The 14756-nt window shown below is 61.4% G+C and carries 13 protein-coding genes; 1 reads left to right on the forward strand and 12 read right to left on the reverse strand.

Translation table 11 applies throughout. From position 1 onward, the window contains the following. Positions 1–37: 37 nt before the first annotated feature. The 10 genes from AAIH70_RS11865 to iolG all read right to left on the reverse strand — a co-directional run bounded on the left by AAIH70_RS11865 (position 38) and on the right by iolG (position 11516). Positions 38–826 carry a TIM barrel protein gene (locus AAIH70_RS11865; protein WP_132275731.1) on the reverse strand — a complete coding sequence of 263 codons (789 nt, stop codon included), beginning with the start codon at positions 824–826 and terminating at the stop codon, positions 38–40. Between the two features lie 23 nt (positions 827–849). Next, positions 850–1647 (reverse strand): 5-deoxy-glucuronate isomerase, encoded by a 798-nt coding sequence (gene iolB / locus AAIH70_RS11870; protein WP_132275728.1) that lies wholly within the window; start codon positions 1645–1647, stop codon positions 850–852. Positions 1648–1682: 35 nt separating this feature from the next. Then, on the reverse strand, positions 1683–2579 hold the full coding sequence (iolE, locus tag AAIH70_RS11875) for a myo-inosose-2 dehydratase (protein ID WP_132275725.1): 897 nt from the start codon (positions 2577–2579) through the stop codon (positions 1683–1685). Positions 2580–2589: 10 nt separating this feature from the next. After that, positions 2590–4422 (reverse strand): 3D-(3,5/4)-trihydroxycyclohexane-1,2-dione acylhydrolase (decyclizing), encoded by a 1833-nt coding sequence (gene iolD / locus AAIH70_RS11880; RefSeq protein ID WP_430034226.1) that lies wholly within the window; start codon positions 4420–4422, stop codon positions 2590–2592. Further along, positions 4419–6344 (reverse strand): bifunctional 5-dehydro-2-deoxygluconokinase/5-dehydro-2-deoxyphosphogluconate aldolase, encoded by a 1926-nt coding sequence (locus AAIH70_RS11885; RefSeq protein ID WP_132275719.1) that lies wholly within the window; start codon positions 6342–6344, stop codon positions 4419–4421. The genes iolD and AAIH70_RS11885 overlap by 4 nt, the downstream gene beginning before the upstream one ends. Continuing rightward, a complete protein-coding gene (locus AAIH70_RS11890; protein ID WP_132275716.1) occupies positions 6341–7474 on the reverse strand; it encodes a Gfo/Idh/MocA family protein in 1134 nt (377 codons plus the stop codon). The genes AAIH70_RS11885 and AAIH70_RS11890 overlap by 4 nt, the downstream gene beginning before the upstream one ends. A gap of 10 nt (positions 7475–7484) precedes the next feature. Then, positions 7485–8264 (reverse strand): ATP-binding cassette domain-containing protein, encoded by a 780-nt coding sequence (locus AAIH70_RS11895; RefSeq protein ID WP_132275713.1) that lies wholly within the window; start codon positions 8262–8264, stop codon positions 7485–7487. Positions 8265–8267: 3 nt separating this feature from the next. After that, positions 8268–9374 (reverse strand): ABC transporter permease, encoded by a 1107-nt coding sequence (locus AAIH70_RS11900; protein WP_132275710.1) that lies wholly within the window; start codon positions 9372–9374, stop codon positions 8268–8270. 80 nt (positions 9375–9454) lie between these two features. After that, positions 9455–10378 carry a sugar ABC transporter substrate-binding protein gene (locus AAIH70_RS11905; protein WP_132275707.1) on the reverse strand — a complete coding sequence of 308 codons (924 nt, stop codon included), beginning with the start codon at positions 10376–10378 and terminating at the stop codon, positions 9455–9457. 145 nt (positions 10379–10523) lie between these two features. Next, positions 10524–11516 carry an inositol 2-dehydrogenase gene (gene iolG / locus AAIH70_RS11910; protein WP_132275704.1) on the reverse strand — a complete coding sequence of 331 codons (993 nt, stop codon included), beginning with the start codon at positions 11514–11516 and terminating at the stop codon, positions 10524–10526. A gap of 168 nt (positions 11517–11684) precedes the next feature. Between iolG and AAIH70_RS11915 the strand changes: the two genes are divergently transcribed. Then, positions 11685–12707, forward strand: coding sequence for a LacI family DNA-binding transcriptional regulator (locus tag AAIH70_RS11915; protein WP_132275701.1), 1023 nt, complete (start codon positions 11685–11687; stop codon positions 12705–12707). Positions 12708–12829: 122 nt separating this feature from the next. On the opposite strand, the gene AAIH70_RS11920 is transcribed toward AAIH70_RS11915, so the two are convergent. Both AAIH70_RS11920 and AAIH70_RS11925 read right to left on the reverse strand, forming a co-directional pair. Then, positions 12830–13885: a Gfo/Idh/MocA family protein gene (locus AAIH70_RS11920; RefSeq protein WP_132275698.1), complete on the reverse strand. Its 1056-nt coding sequence runs from the start codon at positions 13883–13885 to the stop codon at positions 12830–12832. Between the two features lie 10 nt (positions 13886–13895). Beyond that, on the reverse strand, positions 13896–14723 hold the full coding sequence (locus AAIH70_RS11925; protein WP_132275695.1) for a shikimate dehydrogenase family protein: 828 nt from the start codon (positions 14721–14723) through the stop codon (positions 13896–13898). Positions 14724–14756: the final 33 nt, after the last annotated feature.

Genomic DNA, 14756 nt, shown 5'->3' on the forward strand with positions numbered 1-14756 from the left:
CCGCTCCGCGCGCCAATCCTCAGCGAGACGCAATTGGTCAGTTTCTCATCGTAAAGGCGGCGCGAAACGCTTCCAATGCGACGACGGGATCGGCCTTCGCAAAAGCCTCGAGCCCCACCGGCCCGCGATACCCCATATCGACCAGCGATCTGGCAATCGACGGGTAGTTTATCTCGCCGGTGCCCGGCTCGCACCGTCCCGGAACATCCGCTACCTGCACCTCGCCGATGAAAGGCAGGCAAGCCCTGCAGGTTTCGATCAAATTCCCCTCGCCGATCTGCACATGATAAAGGTCGAGATTGAGCAGCAGGCGCGGATGATTGACGCTTTCGACCAAGGCAAGCGTATCTTCCGCACGGCCGAACGGCGTGCCGGGATGATCGACCGGCAGATTGAGGTTTTCAAGCGTGAAGACGACGCCTTCCTCTTCCGCCATATCGGCGATACGCGCCAGCGTGTCACGCGCTTTCAGCCACATGCGTCCGGTCGTCACTTCACTGGGACGAACAGGCAAACCGCCCTCACCAAGGCCTGTACCATGCAGATTAAGCCGGGCGACACCGAGCCGTTTACCGACCTGCGCCGTCTCCCGGGCCGAACGCAGCAATTCGTCGGCCCCTTCATCATCGGCCAGACGACCTGTCAGATAGCCATTCATGATGGAAAAGGTCGCGCCGGACTTTTCGAGCGCAGCGAGATCATGCTCCGGCCAGTTCCATAAGCCGACCTCGAAACCCATTTCCTTGAGTGCCGAGCAGCGCCATTCGATCGGCTTGTCGCGCCAGAGCATTTCCGCGCAGGCGGCCAGCGTAAAAGGTTGATCCATTGTTTTATCCGCTTGTGTGAGGGTCAGCGCGTCAGGTGCTCGACCGGCGGCGCGGCGACAAAACGCCATTTGCGCAGGGGACCGGCCATGACGTTCAAATAATACATCTCGAAACCGTGCGGTGCGCCGCAGGGGTGATGCCCGCGCGGCACGCAGACGACATCGCCGTCATGCACGGCCATGGTCTCGTCCAGTTGCAGGTCGTCGGTGTAGACGCGCTGGATACCAAAACCGTCAGCCGGGTTGAGGCGATGGTAATAGGTCTCTTCGAGATAGGTGATGCGCGGAAAATCGTCTTCGTCGTGGCGGTGGCTCGGATAGCTCGACCAATGGCCGGCCGGCGTGAACACCTCCGTTACCAGAAGACTGTCGCAATAATCCTCGTTTTCCATGGCGATATTGTTGATGTAGCGGGTGTTCGTGCCCTCGCCGCGCTGGGTGAGCGTTATACCGGCCGGGCCGATCCGCCGCGCCTCGTGACCGCCTATGCCGGGGGCGGAGCAGACGGCGATGACACAATCGGTCTCAGCAACGGCCTTCCATGTGCTGCCGTTCGGCAGATAGAGGCAATGCGGCGGCGATTTTTCGAACACGCTCATGCGCTCGCCAAGCACGCCCCAATCCTTGCCCGCACCTTCCAGCGCCGCCTTTCCTTCGACCATAACCAGAATGACCTCACGGTCACCGGTCTCTTCGGTCACGGCTTCACCGGCCCGCAGCCGGTAAAGCGAAAAACCGACATACCGCCAACCTGCCGATGCAGGCGTGATCTCGTGCACCTTGCCGTGTTTGCCGAATGGGCGGTGGAGAAGATTGGGCATCTCGAAACTCCTGCTGTTTTCTCAGACCCGATTGTTCAGACAAGTCCGACTTTGGCGGCAGCGGCTTTCAACGTCTTCAGGCCAAGCGACTGATAATCAAACGGATTGCGGACATCCGGGTCCTGTTCGGCCTCGATGACGATCCAGCCGTGATACCCGGCACTCTTGAGGATCTTCAGAAGCGGCTCGAATTCGACGCCACCTTCCTCGTCACCCGGCACGGTGAACACGCCGGCACGCACGCCGTCCATGAACGACAGGCCCTCATCGCGCACTTGGCGCATGACGGCGGGGCGCACGTTCTTGGCATGAAAATGGCTGACGCGATCGACATGGCGAGCAAGCACGGTTTCGGGATCGCGACCATTGCCGCCGAAGAAGCAGTGACCGGCATCGAACAGCAAACGTGTGGCAGGTCCCGTCACAGCCATGAAGGCATCGATTTCTTCCGGGGTCTCGACCACTGTCCCCATATGGTGATGGTAGACGAGCGCTATGCCCTGGCTGGCGGTGAAGGCGGCAAGCTCTTCGACCTTGGCGCCAAAAGCCTTCATCTGCGCCTCGGAAAGAACCGGGCTTTGCGAAAGCGGCACCTGCAGCCCCTGCACGCTGTTCGACGTTTCGCAGGCGATGCAAACCGTGCAGCCATTGTGCTTCAGCTTGTCGAGATGCGGCTGGATGGCCTTCTTTTCCTCCTCCACCGACTGCGTCAGCAGGTTCAGCGAATACCAGCCGGAAACGAAAGCCAGACCGTGGCCGCCGAGCAGTTCTTTCAGCGCCTGCGGATCGTTCGGCCAGCGATGGCCGTTTTCGATACCGTCAAAACCGATCTCGCCGGCTTCACGCAGGATTTGCTCGGTCGGAATGTTGGCGCCAAGGGTCTGGTCGTCGTCATTGGCCCAGGCGATGGGATTGGTGCCGAAGCGGATCATGGTCCTGTCCTCAATTCACGGTGTTCTGCTTGGCGACACTTGTCAGATAGCGCGCATAGGTCTGTTTCAGCTTGTCGGTGGTGCTCACTTCCGGCACAGCGACATCCCACCAGTGGCCGGCATCGCCGAAACCAGGGCCATCGGTTGGATCTGTGTCGATGACGATGACGGTGGGGATATCGCGGCCACGGGCCTGTGCGATCTGCGCTTCGAGATCGGCAATGTCCTTGGCCTTCACGGATGCCGCGCCCATCGACGCGGCATGTGCGACGAAATCGATCTCCGGCTGCTGCTCGACATTGCAGTCTGCGTAGAGATTGTTGAACGGCTCGCCGCCGGTGCCGCGTTGTAGCCGGTTGATGCAGCCGTAACCACGATTGTCAGTCAGCACGACGGTGAACGGCACGCGGCGCATGACCGCCGTCGCCAGCTCCGAATTGGCCATCATGTAGGAACCGTCACCGACGAAGCAGATCACCTCGCGGTCCGGCCTCGCCAGTTTCAGACCCATGGCGCCGGCGATTTCATAACCCATGCAGGAGAAACCGTATTCCATGTGGTAGCCGCCCTGGCTCGGTTGCCAGAGAAGTTTCAACGCGCCCGGCATGGTGCCGGCCGCACACATGGCGATGGCGTTTTCGCCCGTTGCCCGCTGTACAGCGCCGATCACCTGCGCATCCGTCGACAGACCTTCCTGCGACGGTGCGGCGCAATGCTGATCGACGGCGGCAAGCCATTCGCTACGGGACACGGCATCGGATTCCGGCGCGCGATAGCCGCCCAGCTTTTCGCCCAGTGCCGCCAACGCAACCTTGGCATCCGCGACAAGGCCGATGGCACCGTGCTTGTCGGCATCATAGGCCTGCACGTTGATCGAAACGAGTTTTCGGTCCTTCGCCTCGAAGAGCGACCACGATCCGGTGGTGAAATCCTGAAACCGCGTGCCGATGCCGATGACCAGATCAGCCTTGCGGGCAAGCGCATTGGCGGCGGCCGAACCATCGACGCCAGCCGCACCAAAATTCATCGGATGGCTTTGGGCGAGTGCCGATTTGCCGGCCTGCGTCTCGATCACCGGGATGGCGTGGTGTGTGGCAAACTCGGCAAGATCCTGTTCCGCATCGCTGTAGATCACGCCCCCACCCGCGACGATGACGGGATTTTTCGCTGCACGAACAAGCGCCGCCACCTCATCGAGATCTCGGGCGTCAGGCTCAGGCCGGCGAATGCGCCAAACCTTCGGCTCGAAAAAGGCATCCGGCCAATCATATGCTTCGGCCTGCACATCCTGGCAGAAGGACAGCGTTACCGGCCCGCAATTTGCCGGATCGGTCATTACGCGCAAAGCGCGTGGCAGTGCCGTCAGAAGCTGTTCCGGCCGCATGATGCGATCGAAATAACGGCTGACCGGGCGAAAGCAGTCATTGGCCGAGACGGTGCCGTCATCGAAATCCTCGATCTGCTGTAACACCGGGTCGGGTCGGCGATTGGCAAACACATCGCCGGGAATGAGAAGAACCGGCAGTCGGTTGACATGGGCGAGTGCCGCCGCCGTCACCATATTGGTGGCGCCCGGCCCAATCGAGGACGTGACCGCCTGAATGCGCCGACGCTTTTTCGCCTTGGCATAGGCGATCGCGGCATGCGCCATGGTCTGTTCGTTCTGGCCGCGCCATGTCGGCAGGCTGTTGCCGGCCTTCTGCAGCGCCTCGCCAAGACCCGCGACATTTCCGTGGCCAAAGATCGCCCAGACGCCATCGACGAAACGCTCGCCATCCTCGGTCATCTGTGCCGAGAGCCATTTCACCATGGCCTGCGCCGCCGTCAGTCGTAACGTGGTCATGCCGCCTGCTCCTGTGCTTTTTCGCGTGCCGTGTCCCAAATGGTGCACAGCCGCTGGTACCGTTTGGCCATGTCGTCAACGGCCGTCTCGTCCGTGATGTCACCCGCCAGCCAGCGTTTGGCGGCCTCGCCGAAAATCGTGCGTCCGACCGCAAAGCCCTTCACCAGATCGAAACCTGCCGCGACTTCGAAACTGGTCGACAGTTCCGCTTCCGGCGCATCCAGGCCGAGCACGACGATGCCGCGTGTATGGCGGTCATGCGCCTCGATGGCTGCGATGGCATTTCGCCAGCCGGCCGTGGTTTTCATCGGCTCCAGCTTCCACCAGTCGGGATAGATGCCGGCCGCATAAAATTGATGGATCAGCGTCGCAACCGTGTGGTCATCCGTTAGTCCGACCTTGGACGGGATGACTTCGAGAAGAAATTCCAGCCGGTTGCGCCGTGCCGCTTCGAACAATCTCTTGACCGTCGCTTCCTGCTGCGCCCGCGTTTGCGCATCGTCATCCGGATGGCAGAAGCACAGAACCTTGACCACATCCTCGCGCGCCCATTCGGACAGCGTGCCGCAATCCGTACCCAGCTCCGGTTCCAGCGTCAGCGGCCGCGACCCCGGCCACTCGGCCGGACGGCCGATCCAAAGCCCGGACCCCGAAGCCTTGTGCAGTGCCGACCGGCCGATGCGGTTGTCGCAGAGAATGCCGTAACCGGATTTGCCCGCCTGCACGCGAAGCGCTGCCTGAAGGCACAATTCCTTGAAGGCCGCGCCCTTTTGCAACGTGTATCCGGGCATCTGCTCCAGCTGGACACGGTGATCGAAGGCAAACACCCGCATGGTCGACCAGTCGCCATCGACCCGCCTCTGACGCGTGGTCGACCAGTGCAGCTGCTCCAGTTCCGCATCATTGCGCAGATCGGGACGCACGACGCCGCGCTTCAGGAAAAATTCCAGTTCCTCGAAGCTCGGATAGGCCGGCGTGCAGCCATGTCGGCTGACGGCGAAGGCGCCGCAGGCATTGGCGAATTTCAGCGATGTCGGCCAGTCCTCGCCGGTCATCCAGCCACGCAGAAGCCCGGAAAAGAAGCCGTCGCCGGCGCCGAGCACATTAAACACCTCGATCGGAAAACCCTGACCGCTCTGACCATCATCCAGGCTGGTCGGAATGGCATGTTCGAAGGCGGTGGCGCCAAGCGGACCACGTTTGCACACCAGCGTCGCGGCGCTGACCTTGCGAACGGCGTTGAGGGCCGCCAGCGTGTCCGTCGAGCCACCGGCAATATGGAATTCCTCTTCGGTACCGACGATCAGGTCGAACAGGTGCAGGCTTGTCTGCAAACGGGCCGTGACCCTGGCGCTTTCGACAAACCGGCTTTCGCCATCGCCATGACCGGCGACACCCCAGAGGTTGGGGCGATAGTCGATATCGAGCGCGGTGCGCAGACCGTGCTTGCGGGCGAGCGTCAGCGCCTTGAGCACGGCGGCTTCGGTACGGTTATTGCTCAGATGCGTGCCGGTGACGACAACGGCGCGGGCGGAGGCGATGAAGTCCTCATCGATATCGTCTTCGCACAGCGCCATGTCGGCGCAGTTTTCGCGGTAGAAGATCAGCGGAAACTGGGTGTCGTCGCGAATGCCGAGAATGACCAGCGCCGTCAGCCGTTCCGGATCGGTCTTTACACCCTCGGTCGAAACTCCCTCGCGCTTCAATTGCTCGAGGATGAAGCGGCCCATGTGCTCATTGCCGACCCGGCTGATCAGTGCCGTCTTCAGGCCAAGCCGCGCGCTGCCGCAGGCGATGTTGGTGGGCGAGCCGCCGATATATTTTTCGAACGAGCCCATGTCTTCCAGCCGTCCACCGATCTGGGCGCCATACAGATCGACACCGGCGCGGCCGATCGTGATGACGTCGAGTGTCTTCGTCATGTCGTCACCCTTTCGATGCGGATGGTGCTGCCGTTGGAGGCGGCCATGGCGTGAATGACCTTTTCGATCTCCAACCCGTGGCCGAAATCAGGACCGGAATTCGGCCCGCCGGCAATCGCGACAAGCAGATCGCGGGCTTCCACCACCTTCTGTTCGTTGAAACCAAAGTTGTGACCGGGTGCCGGGCAGAAGGCGGCAAAATCCGGCTGATCCGGGCCGGTCAGGTGCCGGGTGAAACCCGCCTCGCCAGCACGATGAACCCAGAGTTCATTCATGTTTTCCTGATCGAAAACGATCGTGCCTTCGCTGCCATGCACTTCCCATTGCAGCCTGCATTTGCGGCCACGCGCCACGCGCGACGTGGCAAACGAGCCTTGCGCGCCGGAGGCAAACCGCAGCATGGCCAGCGCGCTGTCCTCGTTTTCAACCGGCTTGGGACCCTCCGGCGACGGACGCGCGGGAATGGCAACCTGGGTCTGGGCGACCACTTCGGCCACCGGCCCCATCAGCGCCAGCATATGGCTCACGAGATGGCAGCCGAGATCGCCAAGCGCGCCCAGACCGCCACCTTCGTGAGTCATCCGCCACGACCACGGGAGGAGTGGATCGGCGGAATAATCCTCGTCATAAACCCCGCGGAAAGCGAGCGGTTTTCCGATCCCGCCATCGCGGATCAGATTGCGTGCAGCCTGAAAGGCGGGGCTTCTGAGATAGTTGTAACCGAGCATCGTTGCCTGGCGCGGATAGGCGGCGGCGGTTGCGGCCATTGCCTGAGCATCGGCCAGCGTCAGCGCCATCGGCTTTTCCAGCCAGACATGTTTTCCGGCTTTGAGCGCCGCCTCGGCCATCGGCCGGTGCATGCCGTTTGGCGCCGTGATCGAGACGACATCGACATTCGGATCGCCGACGGCTTCCTGCCAAGCGGCCGTGGAACGCGCAAAGCCGAACTGATCGGCAAAACGTTGCGCACTCTCCGGCGTGGCGTCGGACAGGATTTCCAGCCGGTGATGTGCACCTCCGAAGACGGCGGCCACATTGCGCCAGGCCATGGCGTGGCACTTGCCCATGAAACCGGTGCCGATCAGCGCGATACCAAGCGGACGATCCGGGAGAGTTGAAGTCTGTACCATGAAAAATGCCTCAGATCGTTCCGCCGAGCGAACCTTCGAGCGCGGCCATTTCCTGTCCGCCCGCCATCAGGTCCTGCAACTGGGCCGCATTGATGTCTCCGCGTGTCGCGGTGCCGAGCGTCTGGCCACGGTTCAGAACCGTGAACCGGTCACCGACCGCCATCGCATGGCGGACATTGTGAGAAATGAACACCACGCCGATGCCCTGTTCGCGCACGCGGTTGATGGTGGAAAGCACGTTGGCGGTCTGACGCACGCCGAGCGCCGAGGTGGGTTCATCGAGGATGAGAACCTTGGCGCCGAAATAGACGGCGCGGGCAATCGCCACGGTCTGCCGCTCACCACCCGAAAGCGTGCCGACAGCCTGATCGGGACCACGCAGGTTGATGCCCATCTTGCGCATCTCCGCCATGGTGATCTCGTTGGCGGTGTCGATATCGAACCGCTTGAAGATGCCCCTGCCCTTGGTCGGTTCGCGCCCCATGAAGAAATTGCGCGTCACCGACATCAGCGGGATCATCGCGAGATCCTGAAACACGGTGGCGATGCCCGCCTCCATCGCGTCGCGCGGGCTGCCGAAGGACAGCGGCTTGCCTTCGAAGGTGATCGAACCCTCGGTCGGCTTGTGCACGCCCGACATGGTCTTGATGAAGGTGGACTTGCCGGCGCCGTTATCGCCGAGCAGGCAGTGGCATTCGCCGGGACGTAGATCGAAGGTCACACCGTTGAGCGCAATGACATTGCCATAGTGCTTCTTGATGTTTTCCATGTGGATGATGGGTGCGGTCATCGTTCAGCGCTCCCCGGTCACACGTCGGCGAATGACGTTGTTGAAGATGACGGCCAGCAGAAGCATCGTGCCGAGAAAGATCTGGAACCAGTCCTGGTCGAATTTGGTGTAGGTCAGGCCGATCGTGACCATGCCGAAGATGATTGCGCCGAAGAAGGCACCGATCGCCGAGCCGTAACCACCCGTCAGCAGGCAGCCGCCGATAACGGCTGCGATGATCGCCTCGAATTCCTTCATGAAGCCGCGGCGGGCATCGGTGGAACCGGCATCGATGACGGTGATGATGGCGACGAGCGCAGCGGCCATGGCCGTCAGCATGAACAGCGAGATTTTGACACGGCGCACAGGCACGCCGGAATTTTTCGCCGCAAGCGCATCGCCACCGGTCGCAAAGATCCAGTTGCCGATGGGGGTGCGCAGGAGGATATAGGTGGCGATCGCGGCAAAGGCGACGAACCAGATGATTTCCACCGGAATGCCCGGCACCTTTGGCACGCCCGATTTAAAACTATCGACGATGCCGGCTTCCGCCAGCCAGCGCATGATGAAGCCAAAGGCATCGCCTGAAAAGATCGGCGCCAGAAAATCGCCTTCCACCGCTTCACGAATGCCGCGCAGCTGCGTCGAGCCACCGGTGAAAAGTTTCAGGCCGACAAGGGCTGCACCGCGCAGCACGAACAGGCCCGCCAGCGTGACGATGAAGGACGGCAGGCCAGTGCGCAGCACGATCATGCCGTTGGTGGCACCGAGTACGGCGGCCAGAGCGAGCGTCAGCGGAATGGCGATGACAAGCGGCATGCCGATATTGACGACAAAGACGCCAAACACCATGCCGGCAAAGGCAACCATGGAACCGATCGACAGATCAAATTCGCCGCCGATCATCAGCATGGCCGCGGCAATGCCGAGAATGCCGAGCTGGGCTGCCGGCGTCATGAAGTTCATCACGCCCGACAGCGTGAACATCGTGCGATCGGCGGTGATCATGAAGAAGATTGTGACGAGGACCACGCCCCCGATTGCGCCGAGTTCCGGCCGTTTCATGAGTTTGGTGAGAAAAGGCTCGGATTTGATGCGCTCGTCGCTAAGCGCCAGCGTGTCTGTCGACATGGATATGTCTCCTGGGTCTGTCCCCTGGGATCGATGACCGGGCCGCGGCAAAAACTGCGGCGACCCGGAAGAGGATGTGCTTAGCGGATGCCCTTGGAGGACAGTTCGATGACCTGCGCTGCGGTTTCCTTGGTCACGAGGTTCGGACCGGAAGCAACGTCACCACCCGGCATCAGCCCGTATTGCGCATGCAGCGCCAGGAAGGAGACGGGCAGATAACCCTGCAGATACTGCTGCTGGTCGATCGAGAAGGCGGCCTTGCCGTCGGCGATATCCTTGAGGAAACCGGCGGACATGTCGAAGGTCGAGATCAGCACCTTGTCGCGGCCAAGTGCCTGGGCCGCCTTCACGGCCGGCTCGCCTACCAGAGAGGCATTGAGCGACAGGATGACATCAAGATCCTTGTCGGATTCCAATGCCGCGCGCACCTTGGATTCGACCTCGGTCGGATCATTGCTGGTCGGAAGCACCTTCACGTTCTTGCCGAAACCTTCGGCGAAGCCGGCGCAACGCTGGTCGAGCGAGACGTTGCCGACCTCCTGATTGACGCAGATGGCTTTCTTGCCGCCCATTTCGGCGAGCTTGGCACCGGCCACCTTGCCGGCATCGAACTCGGACTGGCCGACATGCAGCTTGGCGCCGAGCTTGTGGGCGACATCCGAGCCGGAATTCATCGAGATGACCGGAATACCGGCATCCACGGCGCGTTTGATCGCCGGACCAAGCGCATCGCCATCCGGGATCGAGACCACGAGACCATCGGGATCCTGATTGACGGCGGCGTCGATCAGCTGGCCCATGGCCACCATGTCAAAGGTTTCCGGCGAGCGGAACTCGACATTGACGCCGGTATCCTTGGCAGCCTTTTCGGCGCCGTTCTTGACCACCGACCAGAACGGGTCGTTGGCCTGACCATGTGCGACGACGATGATATCGGTGGCGAGCACCGGGCTGGCAGCGGCAATGAGCGCAATCGTTGCGGCTGCGGCAAGCAATTTCTTCATGACTTCCTCCCAAGTGAATTCCGGCGTGTCACTCCCCGACACCCCGTCCATCCGGTCACACGGGACCGGCACCGAAAGTCTGCGGCACACTCCCCTGCTCCGCAGCAATCTCTTGTGGCGACGGCATTCGCCGCCGCCTTCCGACTTATCGAACCAAAGAAACGGGTTGACCCGATTTCACCGACTGGGTCGCGGCTTCGGCGAGCGCGAGCGCGGCAACACCATCCTTGAGCGATACCGGAATGGCAGCGCCATCGAGAATGGCAGCGACAAACGCATCCCATTCGGTCGCATAGGCGCGCATGTAACGCTCGAGGAAAAAGAACTCCGGCTTGGCGCTCATCACGCCCTGCGTGGTCGCTTTCGAAACCGTATTCTCCAGCACATTGCCGGCGGACAACAGACCTTCGGAGCCGAGGATCTCGACCCGCTGGTCATACCCGTAAACAGCACGCCGACTGTTCTTGATGACGGCGATACGGCCATCGGCATAGGTGAGCGTCACGACGGCGGTATCGACATCGCCGGCCTTGCCGATCTCGGGATCGACGATCGAGGTGCCGGCGGCGTGCACCGTCTTCGGCACATCGCCCATCAGAAAATTTGCCATGTCGAAATCATGGATCATCATGTCGCGGAACAGGCCGCCGGACACTTTGACATAGGACACCGGCGGCGGGGCCGGATCGAAGGATGTGATCGACAGAAGCTCGGGCTTGCCGATTTCGCCGGCCGCGATGGACGCCTTGATGGATGCGAAATTGCGGTCGAAACGACGATTGAAGCCGATCATCACCGGCACGCCGGTCTTGCTGACGGTTTCCAGGCACGCCTGCGCCCGCTCCAGAGACAGATCGACCGGCTTTTCGCAGAGGATCGCCTTGCCGGCGGCAGCGGCTCTTTCCATCAGGTCCGAATGGGTGTCGGTCGAGGTGGCGATCAACACAGCATCGATCGAGGCATCCGACAGGATCGCATCCGAACTGGCGGCCTTTGCGCCATAAGCGTCGGCCAGTGACCGCGCCGAGTCTTCGTTAACATCCGACACGGCAACCAGCTGGCTGCGAGCGTGACCGGCAATATTGATGGCATGCACACGACCGATACGGCCGGCGCCGAGCAATCCGATTTTCAGCACTGTTATCCTCCCGAAAGGCAGCTCCCGACCGCCCTTGATTTGAACATTGCAATTTTTGCTCCCGCGAGCAAGAGCATTTTGCTCGCGGGAGCAAAAATAATTTCAGGCGAACGGAAAAACCCGCTATGAATGGTGCCAGCCGGTCCACCAGAGGATTCGGGAGCGGAAATGCCGGACGAAAAAAAACCTGCCTTTGCGGGCAACATCACTGCAGACGACGTCGCAGCCGAGGCCGGCGTGTCCCGCTGGACGGTCAACCGTGCCTTCCGCAAGGATGCTTCGATTTCTTCGAAAAGTCTTGAAAAGGTGCGGGTTGCGGCAGAACGACTGGGTTATGTGCCGGACCTGCGCGCAGCCAGCCTCGCCTCCGATCGCTCCAATCTGGTGGCCCTGCTGATCGACGACTTTGCCAATCCCCACAAGCTGGTGATGATGGAACGGTTGACGCGGATTCTCCGGCGTGAAGGCTGGGATATCCTGCTGGTCAACACGCTGGACCGCGCCGATGCCGGCCATGCGCTTCTGAACGCCAGTCAGCGCCGGGTCGATGCGGTGATCCTGATCGGCATCCAGTTCGATGACGATGTTCTCGACACCGCGCTGCACGCCCGCCGCTTCCGCAAGCTGATCATCTTTGCCCGCACATCGCAAAATCCGAACACGATCTCGATCGCGGTCGATGACGTTCATGCGATGAAGGAGATTGCCAACTACGTGCATGAACGCGGTTACAGGCGTCCCATGTTTCTGGCGGGTCCGCGCACCTCGTCGGCGCACCTGCTGCGAAAGGAAACGTTTGTCGATTACTGGCGCCAGCATTTTGGCAACGAGCCGGAAACCGTCTCCGTTTCCGCCTATGATCCTTCGCTTGCCGCAGGCATTGTCGAAGACGCACTTGGTGATCGGCCGCGGGCGAGGCTGCCGGATATTCTTGTCTGCGAAAACGATGCGCTGGCGATCGGCGCAACCGATGTTATCCGCCACAAGCTTGGTCTGCGCATCCCCGAGGACATTGCCATTACCGGCTTCGACGACGTGCCGCAGGCGGAAGGCGCCAATTACCGGCTGACCACCTACCGGCAGCCACTGACGGATATGGCCGAATATCTCGTAAAGGTTCTCGGCAGCGAGGAAGACCGTGATTTCGATCGGCTATTTGCAGGAAAATTGATGGTGCGCGACAGCGCCTGACGACGCGGCCACTCCGTCGCCGGAATCCGGCGCGAAATACGCCAATCAGAAACGATCCGTTATTCGAGGGATCAAAGCCATCGTCCGCTGCAGCCAGCCTCGAAGGCGGCCGATCGTGACAGTCAGCCAAGCATTTCCGAGGGCCTGACAGGCCGCCTTTCTGCCGCGGACCTGCTGATTGCCAGCACGCTTGCCAATGTGGTCATGCCGTCGCGCGCGGAAACGAGCGGTTTCTCACGTCGTGCGATAACCTCAATAAAATGCGCAAGCTGATTGTCATAGGCACGACTGCCATCGAGCGTGATGTGGCGGCGAACCAGCGGATGCTGCCAGTGCCCGTCCTCGGTTTCATGTCGCCAAAGGTCCATACCGGGAACGGCCAGCGCGGCCTTGGTGCCGGAAAAGAAATAGGCATTTTCCGGCTGGTGCGGAAAATACAGCGCCTGCCCGGCCGCCGTGTCCCAGTTGTATGGCGAGACCGCCGCATCGCTCATCACCATCGTTGCCAGCGCACCGGAGGTGAAGCGGACACTGATACTCGCCGTATCCTCCACCTCGAAGCCACGCACCGCATTCGAGGTGAAGGCCATGACCTCTTCGATATTGCCGCAGATGAACCGCAGGCAATCGATGTCGTGGATGAGATTGATGAGCAATGGCCCGCCGCCCGACTGGCGTCGCCATGCCGCATCGAAATAGGCGTCCGGCTTATCCGCCATCCACATGGCGTTGACGGCGACCAGCCTGCCCAGTTCGCCGCCCGCCACCATCCGGCGTGCCTTGGCGATATCCGGGCTGTGGCGGCGCTGATGGCCGACCAGCACCGGGACACCCGTGCGCTCGGCAGCCTCGACCACCCGCAATGCTGCCTCCAGCGTGTCGGCGATCGGCTTTTCCACCAGACAGGCAATACCGCGCTCCAGACATGCAATCGCCGCATCGGCATGAAGCGCGTTCGGCAGGGCAATGATCACACCATCGAGACGCTCTTCATCCAGCATCCGGCGGAAATCGACATAATGCTGCGCGCCGAATTCGGCGGCCATAACCGCTGCCGCATCCGCCGGATCGGCAATGGCGACCAGTTCCGTCCCGGGATTTTTGGAAAGCAGAACGGCATGTTCGCGGCCGATAAGGCCGGCCCCCATCAGGCCGATCCTTTGCGGGGAATAGATCATCGTCTTGTCCTCACAGTCTCGCGACGGCGCGCAGTTCCTCGGCGCTTGTCGTCGGCAGGCCAAAGAACTCCAGATAGGCGGGAATCTGCTCGAACAGCATGTCGGTGCCGACCTGATACTGACAACCGCGCGCGCTGGCGGCGGCGAGGAAGGGCGTGATTTCCCGGCTCAGCACCACCTCGCCGACAAAGGCCGAGGGGGCTATGCGCGACACATCGAAGGGCAGCGGATCATTGTCGTTCATGCCGAGCGGCGTTGCATTGATGACGATGTCATAACCAACCGGGTCGGAAATTCCGGTTTGCACCTGCAGCGCCGGATAATGGAGGCGCAGCCGATCGGCCAGACCGTCCATCATCACCGCGGAGGCATCGCTGAGCGCCAGTTCCGACAGACCGGCATTGGCAAGCGAGGCGGCAATCGCCGAACCCACGCCGCCGGCACCGGCCATGACTGCGCGGGCGCCCTCGATTTTTCGCCCCCGACGCACAAGCCCGCGAACAAAACCTTCGCCATCGAACATGTCGCCGGCCAAGGCGCCGTCGGCATTGAGACGCACCGCATTGCAGGCGCCGGCCACCTGGGCATTTTTGGAGATCACGTCGAGCAGCGCCATGGTCGTGATCTTGTGCGGCATGGTGATGAGAGCGCCATGGATATTGGAAAGTCGAAACACGTGTTTCAGAAAAGACGGAAAATCCTCCGGCCGGCAGCCCATCGGCACGACGACAGCATTGATGCCGTTCTTTTCGAAATACGGATTGTAGATCAGCGGCGCCTTGAACGTGTGCGTCGGAAAGCCGAGATGCGCGATGAGTTTCGTATTGCCGTTGATCATCGGCTTTTACCTTCCGGCCGCGACATGAGATCG

Origin of the sequence: Neorhizobium sp. BT27B (assembly GCF_050455485.1) — a bacterium.
Classification (GTDB): domain Bacteria; phylum Pseudomonadota; class Alphaproteobacteria; order Rhizobiales; family Rhizobiaceae; genus Neorhizobium.